Source organism: Paenibacillus sp. FA6 (genome assembly GCF_051550225.1).
Taxonomy (GTDB): domain Bacteria; phylum Bacillota; class Bacilli; order Paenibacillales; family Paenibacillaceae; genus Paenibacillus_AQ.
In genome coordinates this window covers 110,915-130,733 of the sequence record NZ_CP188820.1, presented here as the reverse complement: position 1 = coordinate 130,733, position 19,819 = coordinate 110,915, and the positions used below count along the sequence as shown (strand labels likewise).

Annotated in this window: 17 protein-coding genes; 5 read left to right on the top strand and 12 right to left on the bottom strand. The window is 41.0% G+C overall.

Features of this window, described 5'->3' with window-relative positions; genetic code table 11:
• Nucleotides 1-143: 143 nt before the first annotated feature.
• Nucleotides 144-1,214, bottom strand: coding sequence for a DUF3048 domain-containing protein (locus ACP8HI_RS00660; RefSeq protein WP_438349242.1), 1,071 nt, complete (start codon nt 1,212-1,214; stop codon nt 144-146).
• Nucleotides 1,215-1,466: 252 nt separating this feature from the next.
• On the opposite strand from ACP8HI_RS00660, the gene ACP8HI_RS00655 reads away from it, so the two are divergent.
• A complete protein-coding gene (locus tag ACP8HI_RS00655) occupies nt 1,467-1,997 on the top strand; it encodes a DoxX family protein (RefSeq protein ID WP_438349241.1) in 531 nt (176 codons plus the stop codon).
• 81 nt (nt 1,998-2,078) lie between these two features.
• Here ACP8HI_RS00655 and ACP8HI_RS00650 read toward each other — a convergent pair whose 3' ends face one another.
• The 3 genes from ACP8HI_RS00650 to mgtE form a co-directional block, all read right to left on the bottom strand.
• A complete protein-coding gene (locus tag ACP8HI_RS00650; RefSeq protein ID WP_438349240.1) occupies nt 2,079-2,870 on the bottom strand; it encodes a DODA-type extradiol aromatic ring-opening family dioxygenase in 792 nt (263 codons plus the stop codon).
• A 91-nt stretch (nt 2,871-2,961) separates the two neighbouring features.
• Nucleotides 2,962-3,792, bottom strand: coding sequence for an alpha/beta hydrolase (locus ACP8HI_RS00645; RefSeq protein WP_438349239.1), 831 nt, complete (start codon nt 3,790-3,792; stop codon nt 2,962-2,964).
• Between the two features lie 149 nt (nt 3,793-3,941).
• Nucleotides 3,942-5,276, bottom strand: coding sequence for a magnesium transporter (gene mgtE, locus ACP8HI_RS00640; RefSeq protein WP_438349238.1), 1,335 nt, complete (start codon nt 5,274-5,276; stop codon nt 3,942-3,944).
• A gap of 177 nt (nt 5,277-5,453) precedes the next feature.
• Between mgtE and ACP8HI_RS00635 the strand changes: the two genes are divergently transcribed.
• Nucleotides 5,454-6,119 (top strand): DUF1129 family protein, encoded by a 666-nt coding sequence (locus ACP8HI_RS00635; protein WP_438349237.1) that lies wholly within the window; start codon nt 5,454-5,456, stop codon nt 6,117-6,119.
• A gap of 4 nt (nt 6,120-6,123) precedes the next feature.
• Entirely contained in the window at nt 6,124-7,089 is a 966-nt protein-coding gene (locus tag ACP8HI_RS00630) for a hypothetical protein (RefSeq protein ID WP_438349236.1), read from the top strand.
• A gap of 123 nt (nt 7,090-7,212) precedes the next feature.
• Here the strand turns inward: ACP8HI_RS00630 and ACP8HI_RS00625 are convergent, their stop codons facing one another.
• The 5 genes from ACP8HI_RS00625 to uxaC all read right to left on the bottom strand — a co-directional run bounded on the left by ACP8HI_RS00625 (nt 7,213) and on the right by uxaC (nt 13,899).
• Nucleotides 7,213-8,124, bottom strand: a complete 912-nt coding sequence (locus ACP8HI_RS00625; protein ID WP_438349235.1) for a DMT family transporter — start codon at nt 8,122-8,124, stop codon at nt 7,213-7,215.
• 143 nt (nt 8,125-8,267) lie between these two features.
• The gene (locus ACP8HI_RS00620; protein ID WP_438349234.1) at nt 8,268-9,758 is read right to left on the bottom strand and encodes a UxaA family hydrolase; all 1,491 of its coding nucleotides are present in this window, start codon (nt 9,756-9,758) and stop codon (nt 8,268-8,270) included.
• A 13-nt stretch (nt 9,759-9,771) separates the two neighbouring features.
• Nucleotides 9,772-11,229 (bottom strand): tagaturonate reductase, encoded by a 1,458-nt coding sequence (locus tag ACP8HI_RS00615; RefSeq protein WP_438349233.1) that lies wholly within the window; start codon nt 11,227-11,229, stop codon nt 9,772-9,774.
• A gap of 216 nt (nt 11,230-11,445) precedes the next feature.
• On the bottom strand, nt 11,446-12,444 hold the full coding sequence (locus ACP8HI_RS00610) for a LacI family DNA-binding transcriptional regulator (protein ID WP_438349232.1): 999 nt from the start codon (nt 12,442-12,444) through the stop codon (nt 11,446-11,448).
• 66 nt (nt 12,445-12,510) lie between these two features.
• Nucleotides 12,511-13,899 carry a glucuronate isomerase gene (gene uxaC, locus ACP8HI_RS00605; protein WP_438349231.1) on the bottom strand — a complete coding sequence of 463 codons (1,389 nt, stop codon included), beginning with the start codon at nt 13,897-13,899 and terminating at the stop codon, nt 12,511-12,513.
• Nucleotides 13,900-14,199: 300 nt separating this feature from the next.
• Here uxaC and ACP8HI_RS00600 point away from each other — a divergent pair, with 300 nt between their 5' ends.
• Nucleotides 14,200-15,705 carry an aminotransferase class V-fold PLP-dependent enzyme gene (locus tag ACP8HI_RS00600; protein WP_438349230.1) on the top strand — a complete coding sequence of 502 codons (1,506 nt, stop codon included), beginning with the start codon at nt 14,200-14,202 and terminating at the stop codon, nt 15,703-15,705.
• Between the two features lie 163 nt (nt 15,706-15,868).
• Here ACP8HI_RS00600 and ACP8HI_RS00595 read toward each other — a convergent pair whose 3' ends face one another.
• The 3 genes from ACP8HI_RS00595 to ACP8HI_RS00585 form a co-directional block, all read right to left on the bottom strand.
• A complete protein-coding gene (locus ACP8HI_RS00595; protein ID WP_438349229.1) occupies nt 15,869-16,288 on the bottom strand; it encodes a hypothetical protein in 420 nt (139 codons plus the stop codon).
• Between the two features lie 185 nt (nt 16,289-16,473).
• Nucleotides 16,474-17,748, bottom strand: coding sequence for a threonine ammonia-lyase IlvA (gene ilvA / locus ACP8HI_RS00590; RefSeq protein WP_438349228.1), 1,275 nt, complete (start codon nt 17,746-17,748; stop codon nt 16,474-16,476).
• Nucleotides 17,749-17,879: 131 nt separating this feature from the next.
• On the bottom strand, nt 17,880-18,485 hold the full coding sequence (locus ACP8HI_RS00585) for an alpha/beta hydrolase (protein ID WP_438349227.1): 606 nt from the start codon (nt 18,483-18,485) through the stop codon (nt 17,880-17,882).
• A gap of 258 nt (nt 18,486-18,743) precedes the next feature.
• Between ACP8HI_RS00585 and ACP8HI_RS00580 the strand changes: the two genes are divergently transcribed.
• Nucleotides 18,744-19,580 (top strand): YitT family protein, encoded by an 837-nt coding sequence (locus ACP8HI_RS00580; protein ID WP_438349226.1) that lies wholly within the window; start codon nt 18,744-18,746, stop codon nt 19,578-19,580.
• Nucleotides 19,581-19,819 lie beyond the last annotated feature (239 nt).

Here is a 19,819-nt window from a genome sequence, read left to right as displayed (position 1 = left end):
AACCCTGTTATTCTACCACAATCCGAATCTTTTTTGTGTAATCAAATTCGTTTTTTTTACAAAGTTCGTCATTATATTTTACAATAGCATATTTTTCGTGTCAAAACTCCATTTATTATGACAAATTAGGACGATTTTTCTTATTATAATGAAGAATTCGACACGGTCACATGACTATCAAAGGAAGGATCATTGGGTACAATATTTATGTAAGTCGTGCCCGGAACCAATGGAATCTCTTGATCACCCTGAACAAATCGAATAACATCATCTTTACGATGAATCCAATTCCCTTTAATCATCTGCCCACGTTGGAATATCAGCGCTTCGCCACCTAAATTGATATCGACAGAGAGCCTTCCCACATCATCAAGCACACGATGGTTTGCGCCCATAACAATGACATTAGCAGCTTCAAGTTGCATATTGTTCGTTAAATCTATATGTGACTTACTATTAATGAATCGTTTGTAGACCTTCATATCCTCATCGTATTCATAGGATACCATATAGCTTTTCTGTAGAAAGGTAATGTCCACTTTTTCCGCATTCTCGCCTGTTATAACGTCATTCTCCGCCCTGAATGGGTAGGTTGGTATCGTCACATCCTGGGCATACTTCAATTTATCCGCACCTGCTCGTAGCTTGTCCGTATCCGAGTATAAATTATGCGGCGCTTTACGGCTCTTATCTCTCCAAAAAAAGGAACCTGCTTTCCCAATCTCATCTAGATCATCTTTCTTCTGCTTCTGTAAGATCGAATAGGCTTCTGGACTTCCGCCTGCATGCACAAGTAAACCATGATACAGCTCTCCTATTTCAATAAGATAAGGTCTGATACTTCGTATTGGACCAACCGTAACGGCATCACTGTTGCTTTGGAAGATGGCAACCAGTCGCGTAATTCCTCCTTCTGCAAGCACTTCATAGACGATATCCGCTTTACTCAATCCAGATTGTGGTCTAGCTGCTGGAGCATTGTTAATCATCACCGCAATGGGCCGTACGCTCGAGGGTTCCTCTATAGGTAACCCCGTAAGCAGAGCTGTATGTTGATTGATAGGCTCAACTTCCACTATTGGTTCAGTTTCTTCTACTATTGGAGATGGATCAGGTAGTGGCATCTCTACTTGTTCTTTCGAACTTGCACAAGATGAAAGAATAAATAGCATGAGTACGATGCTGAGTATTTGCTTTAATTTCAATTGGTTCATCTGATGCTTGTTCCTCCTTGTATAATAAGTCTCTCGTTCCTTCCATCCATTTAATCATAAAAAGTCCTACTTGTCTGTCAATATTATCTATTATTTATGAACAATTTTATTTAATATTTAATATTCTTAAAATATAGTTTAAATTTGTGATTTAAATCACATATGTACGTGAATGATTTCACTTATACTAAGGATATCAAAGATGATCATCTTTCACAGACACATAACTATACACTGAGGAGTGGGTATCAAATGTTTAATCATACACTAAGAACTAATAAGTTTGTTGCATGGATCCTTACATTCGTCCGTATTTATCTAGGTTATCAATGGTTTACCGGTGGTATTCATAAATTAATCAGTGGCTTCGACTCGGGAGGCTTCCTACAAGGTGCTATTGCAAAGAGTACTGGTGATAACCCTAGCGTTCAAGCTTGGTGGGGCGCATTCTTGGAACATGCCGCATTACCAGGTGTCAATTTCTTCAATGTACTTATTCCATTAGGTGAAACATTAGTAGGACTGGGGCTTATTCTTGGAATGTTCACTACATTCGCTGCACTAATGGCCATGGTCATGAATTCGGCCTTCTTATTATCGGGAACAGTAAGCACCAACGTTCAAATGTTATTAATGGAAATGTTCATCGTCGTTGCTGCCGCTAATGGTGGTCGTATTGGGCTAGACCGTTGGGTAATCCCGTATATCCGTAGCTTGTTCCACAATAAAGATAAGACACCAGCAACACAGATTCCTCATCTAAGATCCAAAAGTGCTATGTAATATAGAAGAAGAGCAGGACTTATCATAAGTCCTGCTCTTCTTCTATTTAATGTTATACACCTATCGGTCTGAGTTAAGTCATTACGAATCTGATACAGAACCAAACATCCAGCAGTTCAGACTCAGATTTCCGTATTGATAGTCTTGGAATAGTCGCTTGGCCTTACGTTCATCATCTGCTGCACCCATCGCATAAAAGAGTGGAATGAAATGCTCTACACCATAATGAGGAACGGCTTGATCAACATAAGGAGCCTTATGTTGATATTCGAATAAAGATTTCAAATTCCACTGTTCTAACTGCTCAGCGATCCAATTGTCAAACTCAACGGCCCAATCATCTGGATGTTCGGCTTTATTGAGTTTCCTTAAATTATGGACCAGTCCACCACTAGCGATGATCAGCACACCTTCCTTGCGAAGCTCTGCAAGCATGGAGCCAATATTATATTGTTCCTTCGGTGAGCGCTTTGAATCTACAGATAGTTCTACGACTGGAATATTAGCTTCTGGATACATTTTCTGTAGAATGACCCAAGCCCCATGGTCAAGTCCACGACCTTGTACAGGTACATAATTTAAATTATTTTTTTTGAAAATATTAACTATTTCTTTGTTCAGTTCGAGATCCCCAGCTACAGGATAAGTAAGCTTATACATTTCCTCTGGAAATCCGTAGAAATCATGCATCGTACTGTGGTTGTCATCTACAGTCATAGACTGATCAGGTGTATCCCAATGTGCTGAGAATAGCACGATAGCCTTAGGTGTCATGAATTGGCGACTTAGTTCTTGCAAAAAGTGGGCATATTCATGCTCTTCCAAAGCTAGCATTGGCGAGCCGTGAGCTACAAATAAAGAAGGTAATGTCATCGATGTCAACCTCCATACACTAGTATACGTTGCTACTCACTATTTTACAGCTTATGGAGGCATATTGACAATAAAAATTACCTTTAAAATGCTAAATCGTCCAATTATGCCATTCTTGTTGATTTTTCTCTTGTTCATTCAACCAATTTTTCGTCCGCTGAAGTAATATCTCCCGGTGTGATCCCGAAGAGAAGGTATGATCCGCTTGAAATATAATTTCTTTATCACAACGCCCTTCTGACCGCATCCAGAATATTTTCTGAAATAAGAACGCGTAATCTACGGGAATCGAATCATCCGATGTTCCGTGTATAACTAACACATTTCCATTGAAATTACTTGCCTGTTGGAAAGGTTGGAATGGTGCGAGTGATTCGAAGAAATTAGGGCTTAATTCATATCCCAAATAGTCAGAAGAACCTGTCTTAACCGCTGTATCATATACTTCTCGACTGGTTATTTTGACAATATCATTAAATGGGTAACCCACAGATGCCCATAATACGAGATTCTTAACTCTACGATCACGTCCCGCAGTTAGTATGGCAACGGCCCCACCTAAACTGTGTCCAATTAGAGTAACACGTGTTGGATCCACATCAGCACAAGCAAGAGTATAATCGAGTACAGTACGAGTCTGATCAATCATGGATTCTAATCCTTCTTGACCATAATCGCCCGTGCTCTCTCCGCAACCGATATAATCAAATCGAACAACCATATAGCCATCTTCTACTAGATCGCGTGCAGTTTTCACGAATAAACGATCCGCACCGATACGATTCCCTACGAATCCATGGCATATGACAACTAGAGGAACTCGTTCTGTGCTTCGTCCCTCTTTCTTTGTTATTGAAGACGGATAATGAATATTCGCTGTTAACTCCTCTTGTTTATGTCTAATAATGATGTGACGTTCCATACCGTATTCCCCCTCAACTTCTATATTACAATAAATCCGATTGGTTTAGTGTGTATTGATACTTTTATTTTAACATCGTTAAAAAGGGTATGTCAATCTATTTAGTACGCAAGAAAAAAGCCTCCCGATGTAGGAGGCTAGAAAACTTTTTAAAGATTTAATATTAGTTTAGCAACGCTGAAGTAGATGATTAGACCCGTTCCATCCACTAACGTAGTAATGAGCGGTCCTGAGATGACTGCGGGATCCGCCTTCAATTTATGCAAGATGAGTGGTAGAATGGCTGCGACCAACGAAGCCCATAATACGATGAGCATCGCTGTGATACCCACAACGTATCCAATATTCGATTCTACGCCAAGCATCGACGCTCGTAGGAATGCAATGATCGAAATAGTCGCACCCGTCATGAACGCAGCGCTAAATTCCTTCTTGATCACCTTAAATATATCTCGAAAAGCTACTTCTCCAACAGCAAGCGCTCGTACCAATGTCGCCACAGTCTGGGTTCCGGTGTTACCTCCTGTACCAATTAACAATGGAATAAAGAAAGCCAATGATATCACTTCTGATAGTGTTGCTTCATAGTGCCTTAATACAGAACCCGTATAGGCTTCGGCAGCAAACAATATTAATAGCCATACAATCCGCTTCTTGTATAAGTGAAACACCGAGGTTTTTAAGTAAGCATTTTCTAACGGCTGACTTCCACCTAACTTTTGAATATCTTCCGTTGCTTCTTCTTGCATGACATCAATCAGGTCATCCACTGTGATTGCCCCAATAAGCCGGTTTTGGGTGTCAACAACAGGAAGCGCAACCAAATCGTAACGAGATAAAAGCTCAGCAGCTTCCTCTTGCTCCATCGTAGCAGGCACAGAAATAGCCTCGTCCATAATTTCCATCAATTGTGTTTCAGGTTCTGCTAAGATGATTTTTTTCAATGAAACTACACCTAGAAGCTCACCCTTGATCCCTATCACATAAATATAGGTCATGATTTCGGCTTTACGCCCAACTTTTCGGATGTGCGCTAATGTTGATTCAATGGTCCACGTATTGCTCGCTGCAATATAATCAATCGTAGCCAAGCTTCCCGCAGTCTGCTCGGGAAATGTCATTAACGTCTGAACCTTCCGACGATAATCCTCTGGAAGTAAATCGAGTAACTTCTCCGCCTGATATCGATGTATAGCCAACATCATATCCACTACTTCATCGCCGGACATCTCGTTTAGCACCTGTGAAGTCAAACTTCCCTCCAGATGATAAAGAATTTGATACTGGAGCAGAGGTTCCAGATACTCCAGTATTTCAGCAGACTCTCCCGGCGGGAGTAATTCCACTAATATGAGTTGTTCTTCTCTATTCAATTGTTCCAAACACTCTGCCAAATCAATCGGTCTGAACATTCCCACGAATGCTGATACAGAATGCTTATCAGACTCCATGATCTTATTCCGCATTTCCTGTAAATTGATCATGTAACGTACCCCTTTATGGTGATGATGATACCTTATCATTCTTATAATGATACCTCTATTATCCATAACAGGCAAAACATCAGGGATGATACAGCAATTACTTGCATCCATATCCACCGATTATATTGCAAACGATCTTCCGTATTCCTATACTTGAAGTAGATGGAGGAGTTCACAATGACAATGAAAGAAATGATTAAAGAAAATAATAAATTAAGAGAACAAATGACACCTGATAATAAAGATTACTACGAAGACATCGTGGTCTACTTCCGCAGTAGCGAGGCAGATCGAACTCAAAGCGAACAATTACTGTTGAAATTAGCACATCAAGTGCTAGAAGCGCAACAAAAAGGCATCAACGCACGTCAGTTATTAGGAGTAGATGCTGTCGAGTATAGCCGTACCCAAGTCGCTACTCTTGCTAAAAGAAAGACGATCACCGGTATTCAATACTATATTATGATTCCTTGGGTTGCATTGACGATGTTCTTCTTCATGGAAGCATTGGTAGGCTTCACTGCACAATGGTTAGGTGGAACGATGACTACCTTTAATCAAATCAGTCTCTTTTCACTCATTATTATTGCCCTTGGTTCCATTCTATTGATCGAGGCGGTTACCAAGTTACTGAATAGGGGGAATGAAGAGGAAACGAATGCGAAGCCTAGAATAAATTTAAAGACCATCGGTATATTCGTTGCCGTCATGGTTGTTATCTTGATGATTGGTTACCTGTTTGGAAATCTCTTGCCAGTCTTTACTGTTCAGCCATGGGCTAGCCTTCTTATTGCCTTCATAGGTTTAGTAGGATCGATCATTCTGTTTAAAAGGGGGAAATAACCTAATGAAAATTAAATCTTTTACAATTACTGCTGCTATTCTTGCTCTAATGGTTACCGTACAGACCTCAGGAGCCGCAGACGTGAATGCTTCAGGTGAATTATCAACCACCAACTCATCTAACAATACCGCTGCAACAGCTCCATCTTCGATAGCTACAAACCGTGCCAATCATGTATACAATACGTTTTTGAAGTTAGTACAACAACCTAACCAACTCAAGGAATCCCATACTTTTCTCAAGTCTCATATTTATGAAGTTAACTCTTATCAGGCGACTCTGATGACACTTCGACTTGAGAATGCTCAACGAGCAGAGTTTGAGGCATGGGTTAATAAATTCTTTGTTGGAACCATCCAGGAGAACATTGCGAAGTTATATAAGCAGAATGACACCTTCGGCACTCTGATTGCACGAACCACAAATCCAACCCTACGCACACTATTTCAAGGTGCTCAAGATAGTGGATTTAAACTCGAGACCGCAGAAGGAACCTTCTTTCCAGTCATTGACTATGAAGGTTTTGCGAATTACCGTCCCTATGTTATGAAGGATATTAAGAGCTACATCGACATCATGGCGGTCGAATCTGCTAATCCACCAGCTAAGGATGCTGCTCTTATCATTAGCTGGGAGGAAGTCACCACGCGTGCACTATCACAAGAATCATTTGTGAAATTGTATACTAACTCTAACCGCACGAAACAGGTACAAAACTTATATCAACAATATGTAATCAATACAGTCTATGGACAGAACAATACGCCACTATTTGATTATGAATCCAAAACAATGAATCCAGAAGCCAAAGATACCTATTTATCTCTGCTCGCTAAGGAGGGAACTACAAATAGCGGTTATTTAAAGAAACTTCAATCCTACATGGATGTTCTGAAAGATAACAACTATAAGCTAAATGCTACCGTCGAGAAATTTCGTAAGGATAGCTTTCCTTTGTTGGATTTCTAACTCCAAGATAAGTTCTTATATTTATAAAAAAGGCCTTTCTCGACACAACGATGTGATTTCACACAATTGTTATGTCCGAGAAAGGCTTTTCCTTCTTAACGCTAATTCTTATTGATCCTCGGGTCAATCCGAGGAGTGACCAAGAGATAGCGACTTTAGTCCCTTTGGTTTACGACTTGCTATGAAGACCCCGACAAGAATAATCATTAATCCCACCAATAAGGTCCATTTTATATGTTCATTCAATAAAGTATATCCCCAAATAACAGCGGTGCAAGGAACGAGATACGTCACCATCGTTGCAAACTCTGGGCTTCCTTTTTGAATCATGAAATAGAACAGTATATACGCGATCCCTGATCCAAACACACCTAACCCAATAATCATTAGAATATTTGAACCCGAAGCAAGCTTCGAAAAGGAGACTCCCTCCGTAGCGAAAGCCATGCTTCCACTTGCCATCATCGTACATAGCAAAGTTCCAAAGGTCACCTGATACATCGAATACCCTTTTGTAAGAATATTCTTGGATAGTTGCGATCCAATCGCATAACAAATTGTCGCTGCAACCATACAACCAAACCCAAACACATCCATCGAAATGAGCGTTGTAGGATTGATATCTAGTAATACAATAATACCTAGCGTTGCGATCCCTATTCCTAGCCACTGTCTCCTACTGGATACAGATCCGAAAAATAACACACCCACAATAATAGTCCACACCGGAGTCGTAGTATTCAATACCGATGCCATGCTACTTGGCAAGCGTGTCTCGCTCAATCCGATGAGTGCCCACGGAAAGGCTGTATTGATCAAGGCCATCACTGTCATGGGAATCCATGAGATGCTACGCAAGCCAAATGGCTTCCTTAACAGGAGCATTATTAATACGATGGTGAGCAAGCCCGCTCCAGATCTTAGAAAGGCAATACCCCAAGGACCGAAATCCTGAAGAAGCATTTTGATGAAATAGAACGAACCGCCCCATATGAGACTAAGTACTATAAGTGCTAAATATACAAGACGTGACACCCTTACTCCTTCTTTCTCTCATGCTGAAATATTAAACTCTGCATCTCAATATACCACATACTACGATACAGATAACATGCATAAGAGACGCCTAGCGGATATACTTATATTGTTGTTCAAAAAGTCACCTTGTGATCACGCAATTACAAAGTTACCCCCGATTTAAAAATAGCAATTTCCCTGAAATCATTCTTCTCATTATTCACCTGTTCACCACTCGCAATCGAAATAATATAGTACACGAAGTTTTCCAATACTTCATCAGGTGCAGTATCCTCTACAAGTGTTCCTGCATTGTAATCGATCCAATGACCCTTCTGATCATATATCGCTGAATTGGTGGATACTTTAACGGTTGGAACAAAGGTCCCAAATGGGGTTCCTCTTCCCGTTGTGAATAATACGAGCTGACATCCCGCTGAGGCTAATGCTGAAGATGCAACGAGATCGTTGCCCGGAGCACTCAGAAGGTTCAGCCCTTTCTTCTGCAGTGTCTCACCGTATTTCAATACATCCATAACCATGGAAGTTCCTGCTTTTTGTGTACACCCAAGTGACTTATCTTCTAATGTCGTAATCCCGCCCGCTTTATTTCCCGGGGAAGGATTCTCATAGACAGGCTGCTTATACTCCATGAAATATTGCTTGAAATCATTAATTAACGCCACAATTTTGTGAAACACCGGCTCGTTCGCTGCTCGCTCCATTAACAATGTCTCTGCTCCGAACATTTCTGGCACTTCAGTTAAGACCGTGGTTCCTCCCTGTGCTACAAGGAAATCTGACAATCGACCTAGTAATGGATTCGCTGTAATACCAGAGAAACCATCAGAACCGCCACATTTCAAGCCAATCGTAAGCTCCGATAATGGAACATCCTCCCGTAGGTCTGCCTTTGCTGCCTTGTAGATTTCATGGAGTAACTTAACCCCTTCCTCGATCTCATTCGATACATCTTGGGATACTAGAAACTTCACACGATCAGTATCAACCTTACCTAATGACTCTTTGAATGATTGCATCTCGTTATTCTCGCAACCTAGACCAAGAACTAACACTCCACCCGCATTCGGATGTCGAACAGCATTTTGGAGTATAGTGCTTGTATTCACATGGTCGTCACCAAGCTGAGAACAGCCATAATTATGCTTAAGGACCAGCGTGTTCTCGAAAGGAGTTATATCTCCAACCTCCTTCACGAACCTCTTCAAGATCCCCTCAGCCACACCATTCACACAACCCACTGTGGGTATAATCCAAAGCTCATTACGAATGCCCACCTTACCATTGAGGCGTCTATATCCTTTAAAGGTCAGGTTCCTCATTTCAAAAGGATTCACACTAAAGCGTGGGCGATATTCATACTCCTCGATTCCTTGAAGATTCGTCTTGGTATTATGGGTATGAACCCATTCCCCAACTTCGATCTCCGCTGTCGCATGACCAATGGGAAAACCATATTTCACAACGTTTTGATGTGGTTCGATCGAGGTAATCGCAAATTTATGGCCACGAACAACCTTGTCTTTCACAACAATCATCTGATCGCCGACCTCAACTTTTTCACCTTCATGCAATTCTCTCAATGCCACAGCCACATTATCATTCACATTAATTCTCATACTTCCTTTCATCCATGGTCACCCCTTATTCCTGCATCAGTAATTGCAACGCTTCTTCCATTCCTAATTGGTTGATATTCACAACATATTTCAATACTGAATGACTCAATCCAGGAACGATGTTCAGGTCCGTATCCCAGTGCGCCTTATTGCCAAGTGCGCTCATTACAACTTGCTCAAGGCCAATCATTGAACCATCCCATGAACCCCACAGAGCTTGATAGAATTCAAGATTGGGGGCATCATCCGACACTTGATATGTCTCTTCCCCTCTTTTCCCTTGATAGAACATCATAAGAGCGGCAAGAGAGAATGCTAATTTGGATGGAATCTCGGAAGTTCTGTTCACGTACTCTAAGAGTGATGGTAGGTTCCTTGTTTTGAATTTAGAGATCGAATTGAGTGATATACTCATAAGATAATGTTGGACAAAAGGATTACGGAATCGTTCAATAACAGCTTCAGCAAAAGACTCTAGCTCTTCTCGTGGTAAATCAAGTGTCGGTATGATCTCCTGTTCAAGCATCTCCCTAACGTACTTGCCAACAACTTCATGATCAATAGACTCTCCTACGGTGTTCAGACCATATAGGTAAGCTACGGGCATCATCCCTGTATGTGCACCGTTCAATATTCTCACCTTTCGTGTTCGATACGGTGCCATGTCATCAACGATGAGAACATTTAATCCCGCAGCCTCTGCTGGGAATTCTCCCTTTATCCATTGAGGCCCTTCAATTACCCATAGATGAAATTGTTCTCCAACGACGACAAGCCCATCTTCATATCCTAACTCTTCTGTTATTTCAGCTATGGAATCTTTAGGGTATCCAGGCACAATTCGATCCACTAGACTTGAACAGAATGTGTTACACTTCTCAACCCAGTCAACGAACTCTTGCTCGAGATTCCACAGTGTTGAATACTGTAGGACAATCTTTTTCAGCTTATCCCCGTTATGATCAATTAGCTCACAAGGAATAATGATCAGTCCTTTATCCTCATGTCCTTGGAGTTCAAGATACCGTTGATAAAGGAATGCCGTCAGTTTACCAGGGAAACTGTTCTGAGGTTGATCCTCAAGTTTATCGTTAGGATCATAGGTAATCCCCGCTTCTGTCGTATTGGAGACGACGAATCGAAGTTCGGGGCTAGACGCCAATGCCATATATGCTGAATGGTCCGTGTATGGATTGATTCCCCTGCTGACGCTATTGATAACAGAGTGTTCCTTCACAGCTACTCTATCCTTCATCCCTTGTAAGAAAAGCGTATAAAGCCCATCCTGTTCATTCAGCTTATCGACAAGTCCTTGTGCTAATGGCTGAACGACAACGACGCTGCCATTGAACCCAGCCTCCCGATTCATCACATCAACCATCCAATCCACAAATGCTCTTAGAAAGTTACCTTCACCGAACTGTACTACTTTCTCCTGATAGGTTGCATTATGAGACCATGTATTTCGATTTAAAGATTGCATACTAATCCCTCCATTCAAATATATTCATGTGTATATTAATGTACTCATGCACACGTTAACAATTTAATGTAATCAAGCTAATTCAATGATGTGCATCCCAATTACATTTGTGATTTATTTCACATTTCTAACTAGTCTTAGTGCAGTTTGCAGGTTTCATATCTCTCCCACAAACTGCACACCACAGCTTATATTTTGTTAACCCCTAACACCATGCTACATCTTCTTAACTGAATCGCGAATCTTCAGTTCTGTGTCGACAAATATGAGCTCTCCTGGTTGATTCGGTTCATTGATCAACTGAAGTATTTTCTTCGCACCTTCAATACTAATCTGTTCAATAGGTCTCTTCACTGTCGTTAACGCAGGTGTCATATAGTGCGCAAATCCAATATCATCGAATCCAACAATGGAAAGTTCATTGGGAATGTTAATCCCATGATCAAAAGCTGCCCTCATAGCACCAATAGCCATATCATCATTAGAACAGAATACCGCCGTAGGACGTGACTCTAGTTCTATTAACCGTTCCAGTGCTTGATATCCACTTTCCATATCATAGCTACCCTGCAGCAGATACTCATGACGAATCGGAATTCGATGCTCAATGAGCGCTCCCAGGTATCCATCTTTCCGAACCTGGGTTGACCTAAAGCCTTCTATCCCTTCAATCATCGCGATCCGTTCGTGTCCCTCTTTAATCAGATACGATACCGCCTCATACGCTCCTACTTTATCATTCGGCACGATATTAATAATCGAAGGGTCCTCCACCTGCCGATTCAGGACCACAAAAGGAATACCACTCTGCATAACATGATATACAAATGCGTTATCCACTTCACTTTGACTCATCAGAATAATACCATCGAATCTTTTTTTGTTAATGGAATGGAAATCCTTATAGTTATCGATCCCTCGTACGAACAAGTTGTAATTCTCACTGATGACACTGTTCACTCCACGAATAACATCTGCGAAGAAGCTGGAGGATGTCCCCGTCGTTATACTGGTGAAGAATACGCCCACGGTGTACGATTTCTGCATAACCAAACTTCTGGCATTGTAATCGGGAATATAGTTCAACTGCTCCGCGAGGTCCACGATCTTCCTTTTGGTTTCCGCTTTAATAAGCGGACTATCGTTAAGTGCGCGTGACACAGTAGTATGCGATACATTGGCCAGTTTGGCTATATCTTTAATCGTTACGGACATGTAAGTACCTTCCTTTATTAGAGGTTATTCAAAAAGTCACCTTTTGAACACGCACTATTAGAACAATTAGAATGCAAAGTATTCCTTCGCATTCTTGAACGAAATACCTTCTACAATGGAGCCTAATAACTCCATATCAAGAGGTACTTCTCCTTCCTCCACCCATTCTCCGATCAAACGACATACTAGACGTCTGAAGTATTCATGTCGCGTGTAGGATAGGAAGCTTCGCGAATCCGTCAACATACCTACGAACCGACTCAATAGGCCCAAGTTAGATAATACCTTCATTTGATCAAGCATACCTTCTTTATTATCATTAAACCACCATGCCGTTCCGAACTGTATTTTACCAGCAACTCCACCACCTTGGAAGCTTCCAATAATACCAGCAATAGCATAGTTATCTCTTGGATTCAATGAATATATAATCGTCTTCGGCAATGCATTCTCTTGCTCTAATCCATCCAGAAATTTCACTAATGGCTTCGCAATATCGTTGTCATTCATGGAATCATAGCCTGTATCAGGTCCTAATTCATTTAGCATACGAGTATTATTGTTTCTGAGCGCATTCATATGAAGCTGCATCACCCAACCAAGCTCAGCGTACAACTTACCAAGGAATGTAAGCGTGTATGTCTTGTACTTCTTCTCATCTTCAAGAGTTAATGCTTCACCCTTTAGAGCCTTTGCAAAAATAATACCCGCTTCTTCTCTCGTCGACTCTTCGTGCATCACGGTATCTAATGCATGATCAGATACCCGACCACCGATGGAATGGAAGAATCTAACCCGAGCTTCCAACGCCTGCAATAGTGTCTCATAATCTCCAATGGCTGATCCGTAGGTAGTGGACAATCGATCCAACCAAGGTAGAAATCCTTCTCGGCAAATTTCAAGCCCTTTATCTGGTCTAAAACTAGGTAGAACGCTTACATTGAAATCATCTAGTTGCTTAATCTGTTGATGATATTCTAACGTATCGGCTGGATCATCTGTTGTACAGATGACGGTAACATTCGATTTCACAATCAAGTCTCTAGCACTAAATCCATCACCCGTCAGTTGAGCATTCACCTTTTCCCAGATTGCAGGTGCACTCTGTTCGTTCAGTACCTCATGGATTCCGAAGAACCGTTGTAACTCTAAATGTGTCCAGTTATACAGTGGATTTCCGATGAGCATTGGTACTGTCTTTGCCCAAGCGATAAACTTGTCATAATCACTAGCGTTACCCGTAATATATTGTTCCGGAATGCCGTTAGCTCTCATGGCTCTCCACTTATAATGATCACCGTACAACCATGCTTCCGTAATATTCTTAAATTTCTTATTCTCATAGATCTCTTGCGGGCTTAAATGGCAATGATAGTCGATAATCGGCATATCCTTTGCATAATTCTCATACAATTGGACCGCAGTCTCTGTGGTTAGTAGAAAATCTTCTCCCATAAACTTTTTCAATACATTCACCATCTCTTCTTAATGAATTTGTGTAAATTAAGATTGAACAGATTAGATTGAACCTCCAAAATGTTAACGTTAACATTTTATAATTACAGTGTATCGTATTTCACCAGGAAACTTCAATACGTATTTTCACATATCTTAATCCTTCTTGTGTCATACTACTCATTTTTCCAAAAACAGCACGAGATACTCATGTGGATGTAACAATAGGCTTTAACCCATACCTACCCTCTAACATATACTGGTACCAATTCATGGCAAGATATGATGGAGGTAAAACTCATGCCCAATCTAGATATCAATGATCTCCACGAGGAACTCAGCTGCTGCTCATTAGAACAACATTTCAATTCATTTCGTAATCATATGATAGGGATAGACTATTCTTTCCAATCTCCTTATGGAAAAAAGCAACTCATCTATGCGGATTGGGCTGCAAGTGGACGTCTATACGGACCTATTGAATCATGTATTACAGAGCGTTTCGGACCCTATGTGGCTAATACACATACGAAGTCAAATATCACAAGCACAACCATGACTAATGCCTATACGGAAGCACGGAATATCATTAAACGACACGTGAATGCTAGCGAACATGATATTCTTATCATGACCGACGCGGGTATGACCTCAGCTGTCAACAAGTTACAACGCATCTTAGGACTAAAAATCCCTGAGTGGCTCCATGGTCATTTTACCTTATCTGAAGAGAACCGCCCCGTTATTTTTGTTAGTCATATGGAGCACCATTCCAATCAATTTTCGTGGTCCGAAACCATTGGGGATGTCGTAAGTATTGACCCAGGCGATCATGGAGACGTGGATCCAAAGAAGTTAGAACAAGCATTATTAAGGTATCGCCATCGTACTTGTAAAATAGGTTCCTTCACAGCATGTTCCAATGTGACTGGAATCCAAACACCTTATCATGAGTTGGCACGAAAGATGCATAAGTTCGGTGGGGTATGTTTTGTTGATTTCTCGGCAAGCGCTCCTTACGTCGAAATAAACATGCACCCTTCCTTACCAACTGATCAATTGGATGGCATATTTTTCTCTCCTCATAAATTTCTAGGTGGCCCCGGGAGCAGCGGCGTCCTCATCTTTAATTCAAAACTGTATAAGAACCAAATTCCTGATCATCCCGGAGGTGGGACTGTATCTTTTACTAACGCTTGGGGTGGTCATCAATATCATAAGGATATAGAGACACGCGAAGATGGAGGAACGCCCCCCATTCTACAGACCATTAGAGCAGCATTATGTATTCGTCTGAAAGAACGTATGGGTTACAAACAGCTAATCCAGCGTGAACGTGAACTAACCTCTAACCTTTTGGACGAATTAACCCAAATGTCGGGAATATTTGTGTTGGAGAGCTCCCAGGTGGAACGTATCGGTATTGTGTCTTTTATTGCACTCAATATTCACTATAACTTGTTTACCAAGCTACTTAATGATCGTTTTGGAATACAGGCTCGTGGAGGGTGCTCCTGCGCCGGTCCTTATGGACACTATTTACTTCATATTAGCAAAGATACCTCAAAGATGATCTCAGATTCACTAGATCAGGGCGATCTAACCTACAAGCCGGGTTGGGTTCGATTATCCATTCACCCTATTATGACCCAGCGTGAAATTTATCTCATCATTGATGCAGTTCGCTCAATTCTTATAAATATCACCAGTTGGAAAAAGGATTACCAGTATAACCCCTCCACCAATGAATGGAACTATAAATATTCATCCCCTCCAATAGATGTAAGTGAACTATTTACATTGTAGAGTCTCTCCCGACAAGCGGAATAGTCATCATTTCACTAAGGCTTAATTAATCTGGATGAATACCCTAATAAGTGCTTGACAAAAATTTACGTAGGATACGGATGCGCTGACGCATTTCAGTCAAACAGTCAAGCACTGATTTTGAGGTTGAGCCATTAATCTTTCACTCCACAAATTCTGGTGAGAAGTCACCATCGTCTTCGAGTATTTCGACTTTCCCATCGGTGACTTTATATTTCCAATAGTGAGTCAAGGTTGCATGCGCAGGGCTATTCTCATTTCGAAAAATATCTGAACTCCAGTACTCCGTTAATATTACAATGAATGTATCCTCATCTTCTCTCATCGCAGCTGATTCAAACTCACCTGGAATTCGCAGTCCTGGAGCTGGACCCCCTCCTTGAATAATTCCCTTAACTTTATCTCTCTTCGTTGGGAACTCAATTCTTTGGGTTTCAAGTATAACTTGCGCTATGGCTTCGTCTTCTGATACTGAGTCGTTATGATTGGTTCTATGACCCCCTCCTAAAGAGCAACCTAATAGAAACAATACAACGACCATACAAGTTACTAAGTACTTCATGTAAATAACCTCCCTTGAGCGTCTTATATGAGTAAATCCCTTATTATCTATTTAACGCCACCATGGTAGAGAATGTTGCACATCATTGTTCTTATACTGGATGACCAATGGATGATCATTAGGCATAGCGAAATAGCGTGCACTCGGATTTCCCGTATACACGCTATTGATTCGACCATTGAACACTAGAATAATAGATTAAATAAGTTCACATCTTTATTAAGCTCCTTGTAATCAAAAGCTTTGCGATCCAAACGTTCGATTAAGGCACCGTAATCTTCTTTGGAATCCAACTCAATACCAACAAGCGCTGGACCATTCTCTTTATTATGCTTTTTGGTGTACTCAAAATTTGTAATATCATCGCCAGGTCCTAACACATCCTCAAGGAATTCTCGAAGTGCACCCGCACGTTGCGGAAAATTAATCATGAAATAATGCTTAAGTCCTTCATAAATAAGCGATCTTTCCTTAATCTCCTGCATTCGAGCGATGTCATTATTCCCACCACTAATAATACATACAACCGTTTTACCGACAATTTGTTCACGGTATAACTCTAATGCTGAAACAGTTAACGCACCTGCTGGTTCTACAACAATAGCGTTCTCATTATATAATTCTAGGATCGTTGTACATACTTTACCTTCAGGCACCTTCACTATATCATCAAGCACATTGGCACATATCTCATAGGTTAGATCCCCTACACGTTTAACCGCAGCACCATCCACAAATTTATCAATCTCATCTAAAGTCACGACTTCCTTGCGTAATAGTGCCTCACTCATCGATGCTGCCCCTAGTGGCTCTACCCCGATCAGTTTCGTCTGCGGACTAACCGCCCTCATATACGAACCTATACCCGCAGCTAATCCTCCTCCACCTATGGTCACGAAAATATAGTCAGCAGGGCTATCTAAGCTCTCCATCACTTCCATAGCAATGGTCCCATTCCCTGCAATAATTCGCGGTTCATCGAAAGGGTGTATGAACGTCAAAGCTTGTTCTTCACAGACCTTCATAGCTGCAGCATAAGCATCATCATACGTATCACCCGTTAGTACTACTTGAACATTCTCCCCACCGAATCGTCTCACCTGTTTCACTTTCTGGTTAGGTGTCGTACTCGGCATATAAATCTTACCTTGAATCCCAAGCGTTTTACAAGAAAAGGCCACACCCTGAGCGTGATTTCCCGCGCTTGCACAGACAATTCCATTCGCTAATTCTTCCTTTGAGAGATTACGAATCATATTATACGCACCGCGAATCTTGAAGGAGCGTACCACCTGCAAGTCCTCTCTCTTCAGAAATACTTTACAGTTATACTTAGCCGAAAGTACAGCATCCCACTGTAGCGGCGTACGTACAATGACCTCCCGCAAAACATGATGTGCCCGAACGATATCTTCCATCATCACTAGGCCTGACCTAGTCCCATTATTCAATTCTGTCATCGTTTTCCTCACTCCAATGGTTATATGGCAACGTCCATCGCTGTCTTTTTTCTATTTCTTATCTTCCTAGCGTACTCTTTTCGGACGTATTTCTCAAGCGATCCATTATAGAGGAAGTTCAACCATTAGAATTAGAAATGTTCCCCGTACCATGCCGCAGCGGCAAGTATCTCTGTTCGGGTTAGTTGATGTCCGTTATTCTCCCAGTGAAGCTCCGTCACCGTTCCTGCTTCGGTTAATAATGCATGAAGATCTTCAGACTCTTGTGCAGAACACATCTGATCATTCCGCCCTGCTCCAATGAATATAGGAATCCCAGATAAATTAGGAAGTTCCTTATCACGCAAAGGAACCATCGGATGATGCAGAATAGCACCTTTGAAAGCATCCTCATAATGGAACAATAAGCTAGCCGCTATGTTCGCACCGTTAGAATAGCCTACCGCTACCATATTATGTCGATCCACTCCATATTTCTCTGCTGCTTCATCTAAGAAGTCATACACTTCGTGCGTTCGTAAGATTAGATCCTCTAGATCGAACACCCCTTCAGCCAATCGACGGAAGAATCGCGGCATCCCATTCTCCAACACATTACCACGAACACTGAGTACAGATGATGTAGGTGATATCATCTCACCTATTGGTAATAAATCCTCTTCCGTTCCTCCCGTACCATGAAATAGAACGAGTGTAGGTGCTGATGCATCGCTTCCTTGTTTAAAAATATGTTTCATTATATACCCCTCCAATTATAAATTCATATCACTAGTTTTATTATTTCAATATTAAGACTATTAATTTAATAATATATTAGTTGGAGATACATTGCAACCTTCCTGACCACTATTTGGAGATTCCCTTTCCTTCCCTTCCTAGGTAACAAATATTATTGACATATGTATCATAGAGAGTTACGATTTATTCTTTGCTACTTGCAAATTGTAATACAATTTCATGAAAGTATCATTGAATACAACAAAGGCGGCCACTACATGAAAAAGAAAATCATCGATATCGCATTTATTATGTTAGGAACTTTTCTCTTCGCATTAGCAGTTAATCTGTTCGTTATCCCGAATGAATTGGGTGAGGGCGGAGTTACAGGTTTAACCATTATCTTCTACTACCTTTTCCAATGGTCCCCTGGATTAGTCAACTTGATTATCAATTCCTTCTTACTCATGGCTGGCTATAAATTTTTGGACAAACAAACGACGATCTACACTATTATTGCGGTACTATTCAATTCCCTCTTTCTACATCTAACCGAGAGCTGGAGTATCTCCTCCAATGAATTGATCGTTAACGCAATATTCGGAGGTGTCTTTACAGGCGCTGGGATCGGAATCATTATACGTGTTGGGGGTACAACTGCTGGAACTGCGATTCTTGCAAGAATGACCAATAAATATCTCGACTGGAATATAAGCTACTCTTTATTATTCTTCGATTTAATTGTTGCTTTCTCTTCTTACTTCATTATTGGAGCAGAAAGTCTGATGTTCACGATCATCATGCTATATGTTGCTACCAAGGTCATGGACTTTATCATTGAAGGTCTCAATCCGAAGAAAGCTGTTATGATTATTTCACAAGAACAAGACCAAATTGCTGAGAAAGTCACTGTATTCATGGAACGCGGTGTTACTGTTCTCTCAGGTCATGGCTACTACACCAAAGCACCTAAAGAAGTTCTTTATATTGTCATCAGCAAACAGGAAGTTTCCACTCTCAAAAAGATTGTTAAAGCGATTGATATCAACGCCTTTGTAACGATTCATGACGTACGTGATGTTTTCGGAGAGGGCTTTGTTGATATTTCGAAATAAATGCTAAAAAAACACTTTAATAATCAGAAAAATGACCGCTACGCGTATGGATTGTCCTTCCGATCGCTGTTGCCCCCGAATTTTATTGAATTTAACGCTATTGGCGGTGAAAATTCAGGGGCAAAGGCGAACGCTACGCTTCGCCAAGACAATTCCATCCGCTTCGCTAAGTATTTCTGGTTATTCAATCACTAGTTTTCCAGCTATACTATTTGCTCAATCTCTATATCTAAAGAGGC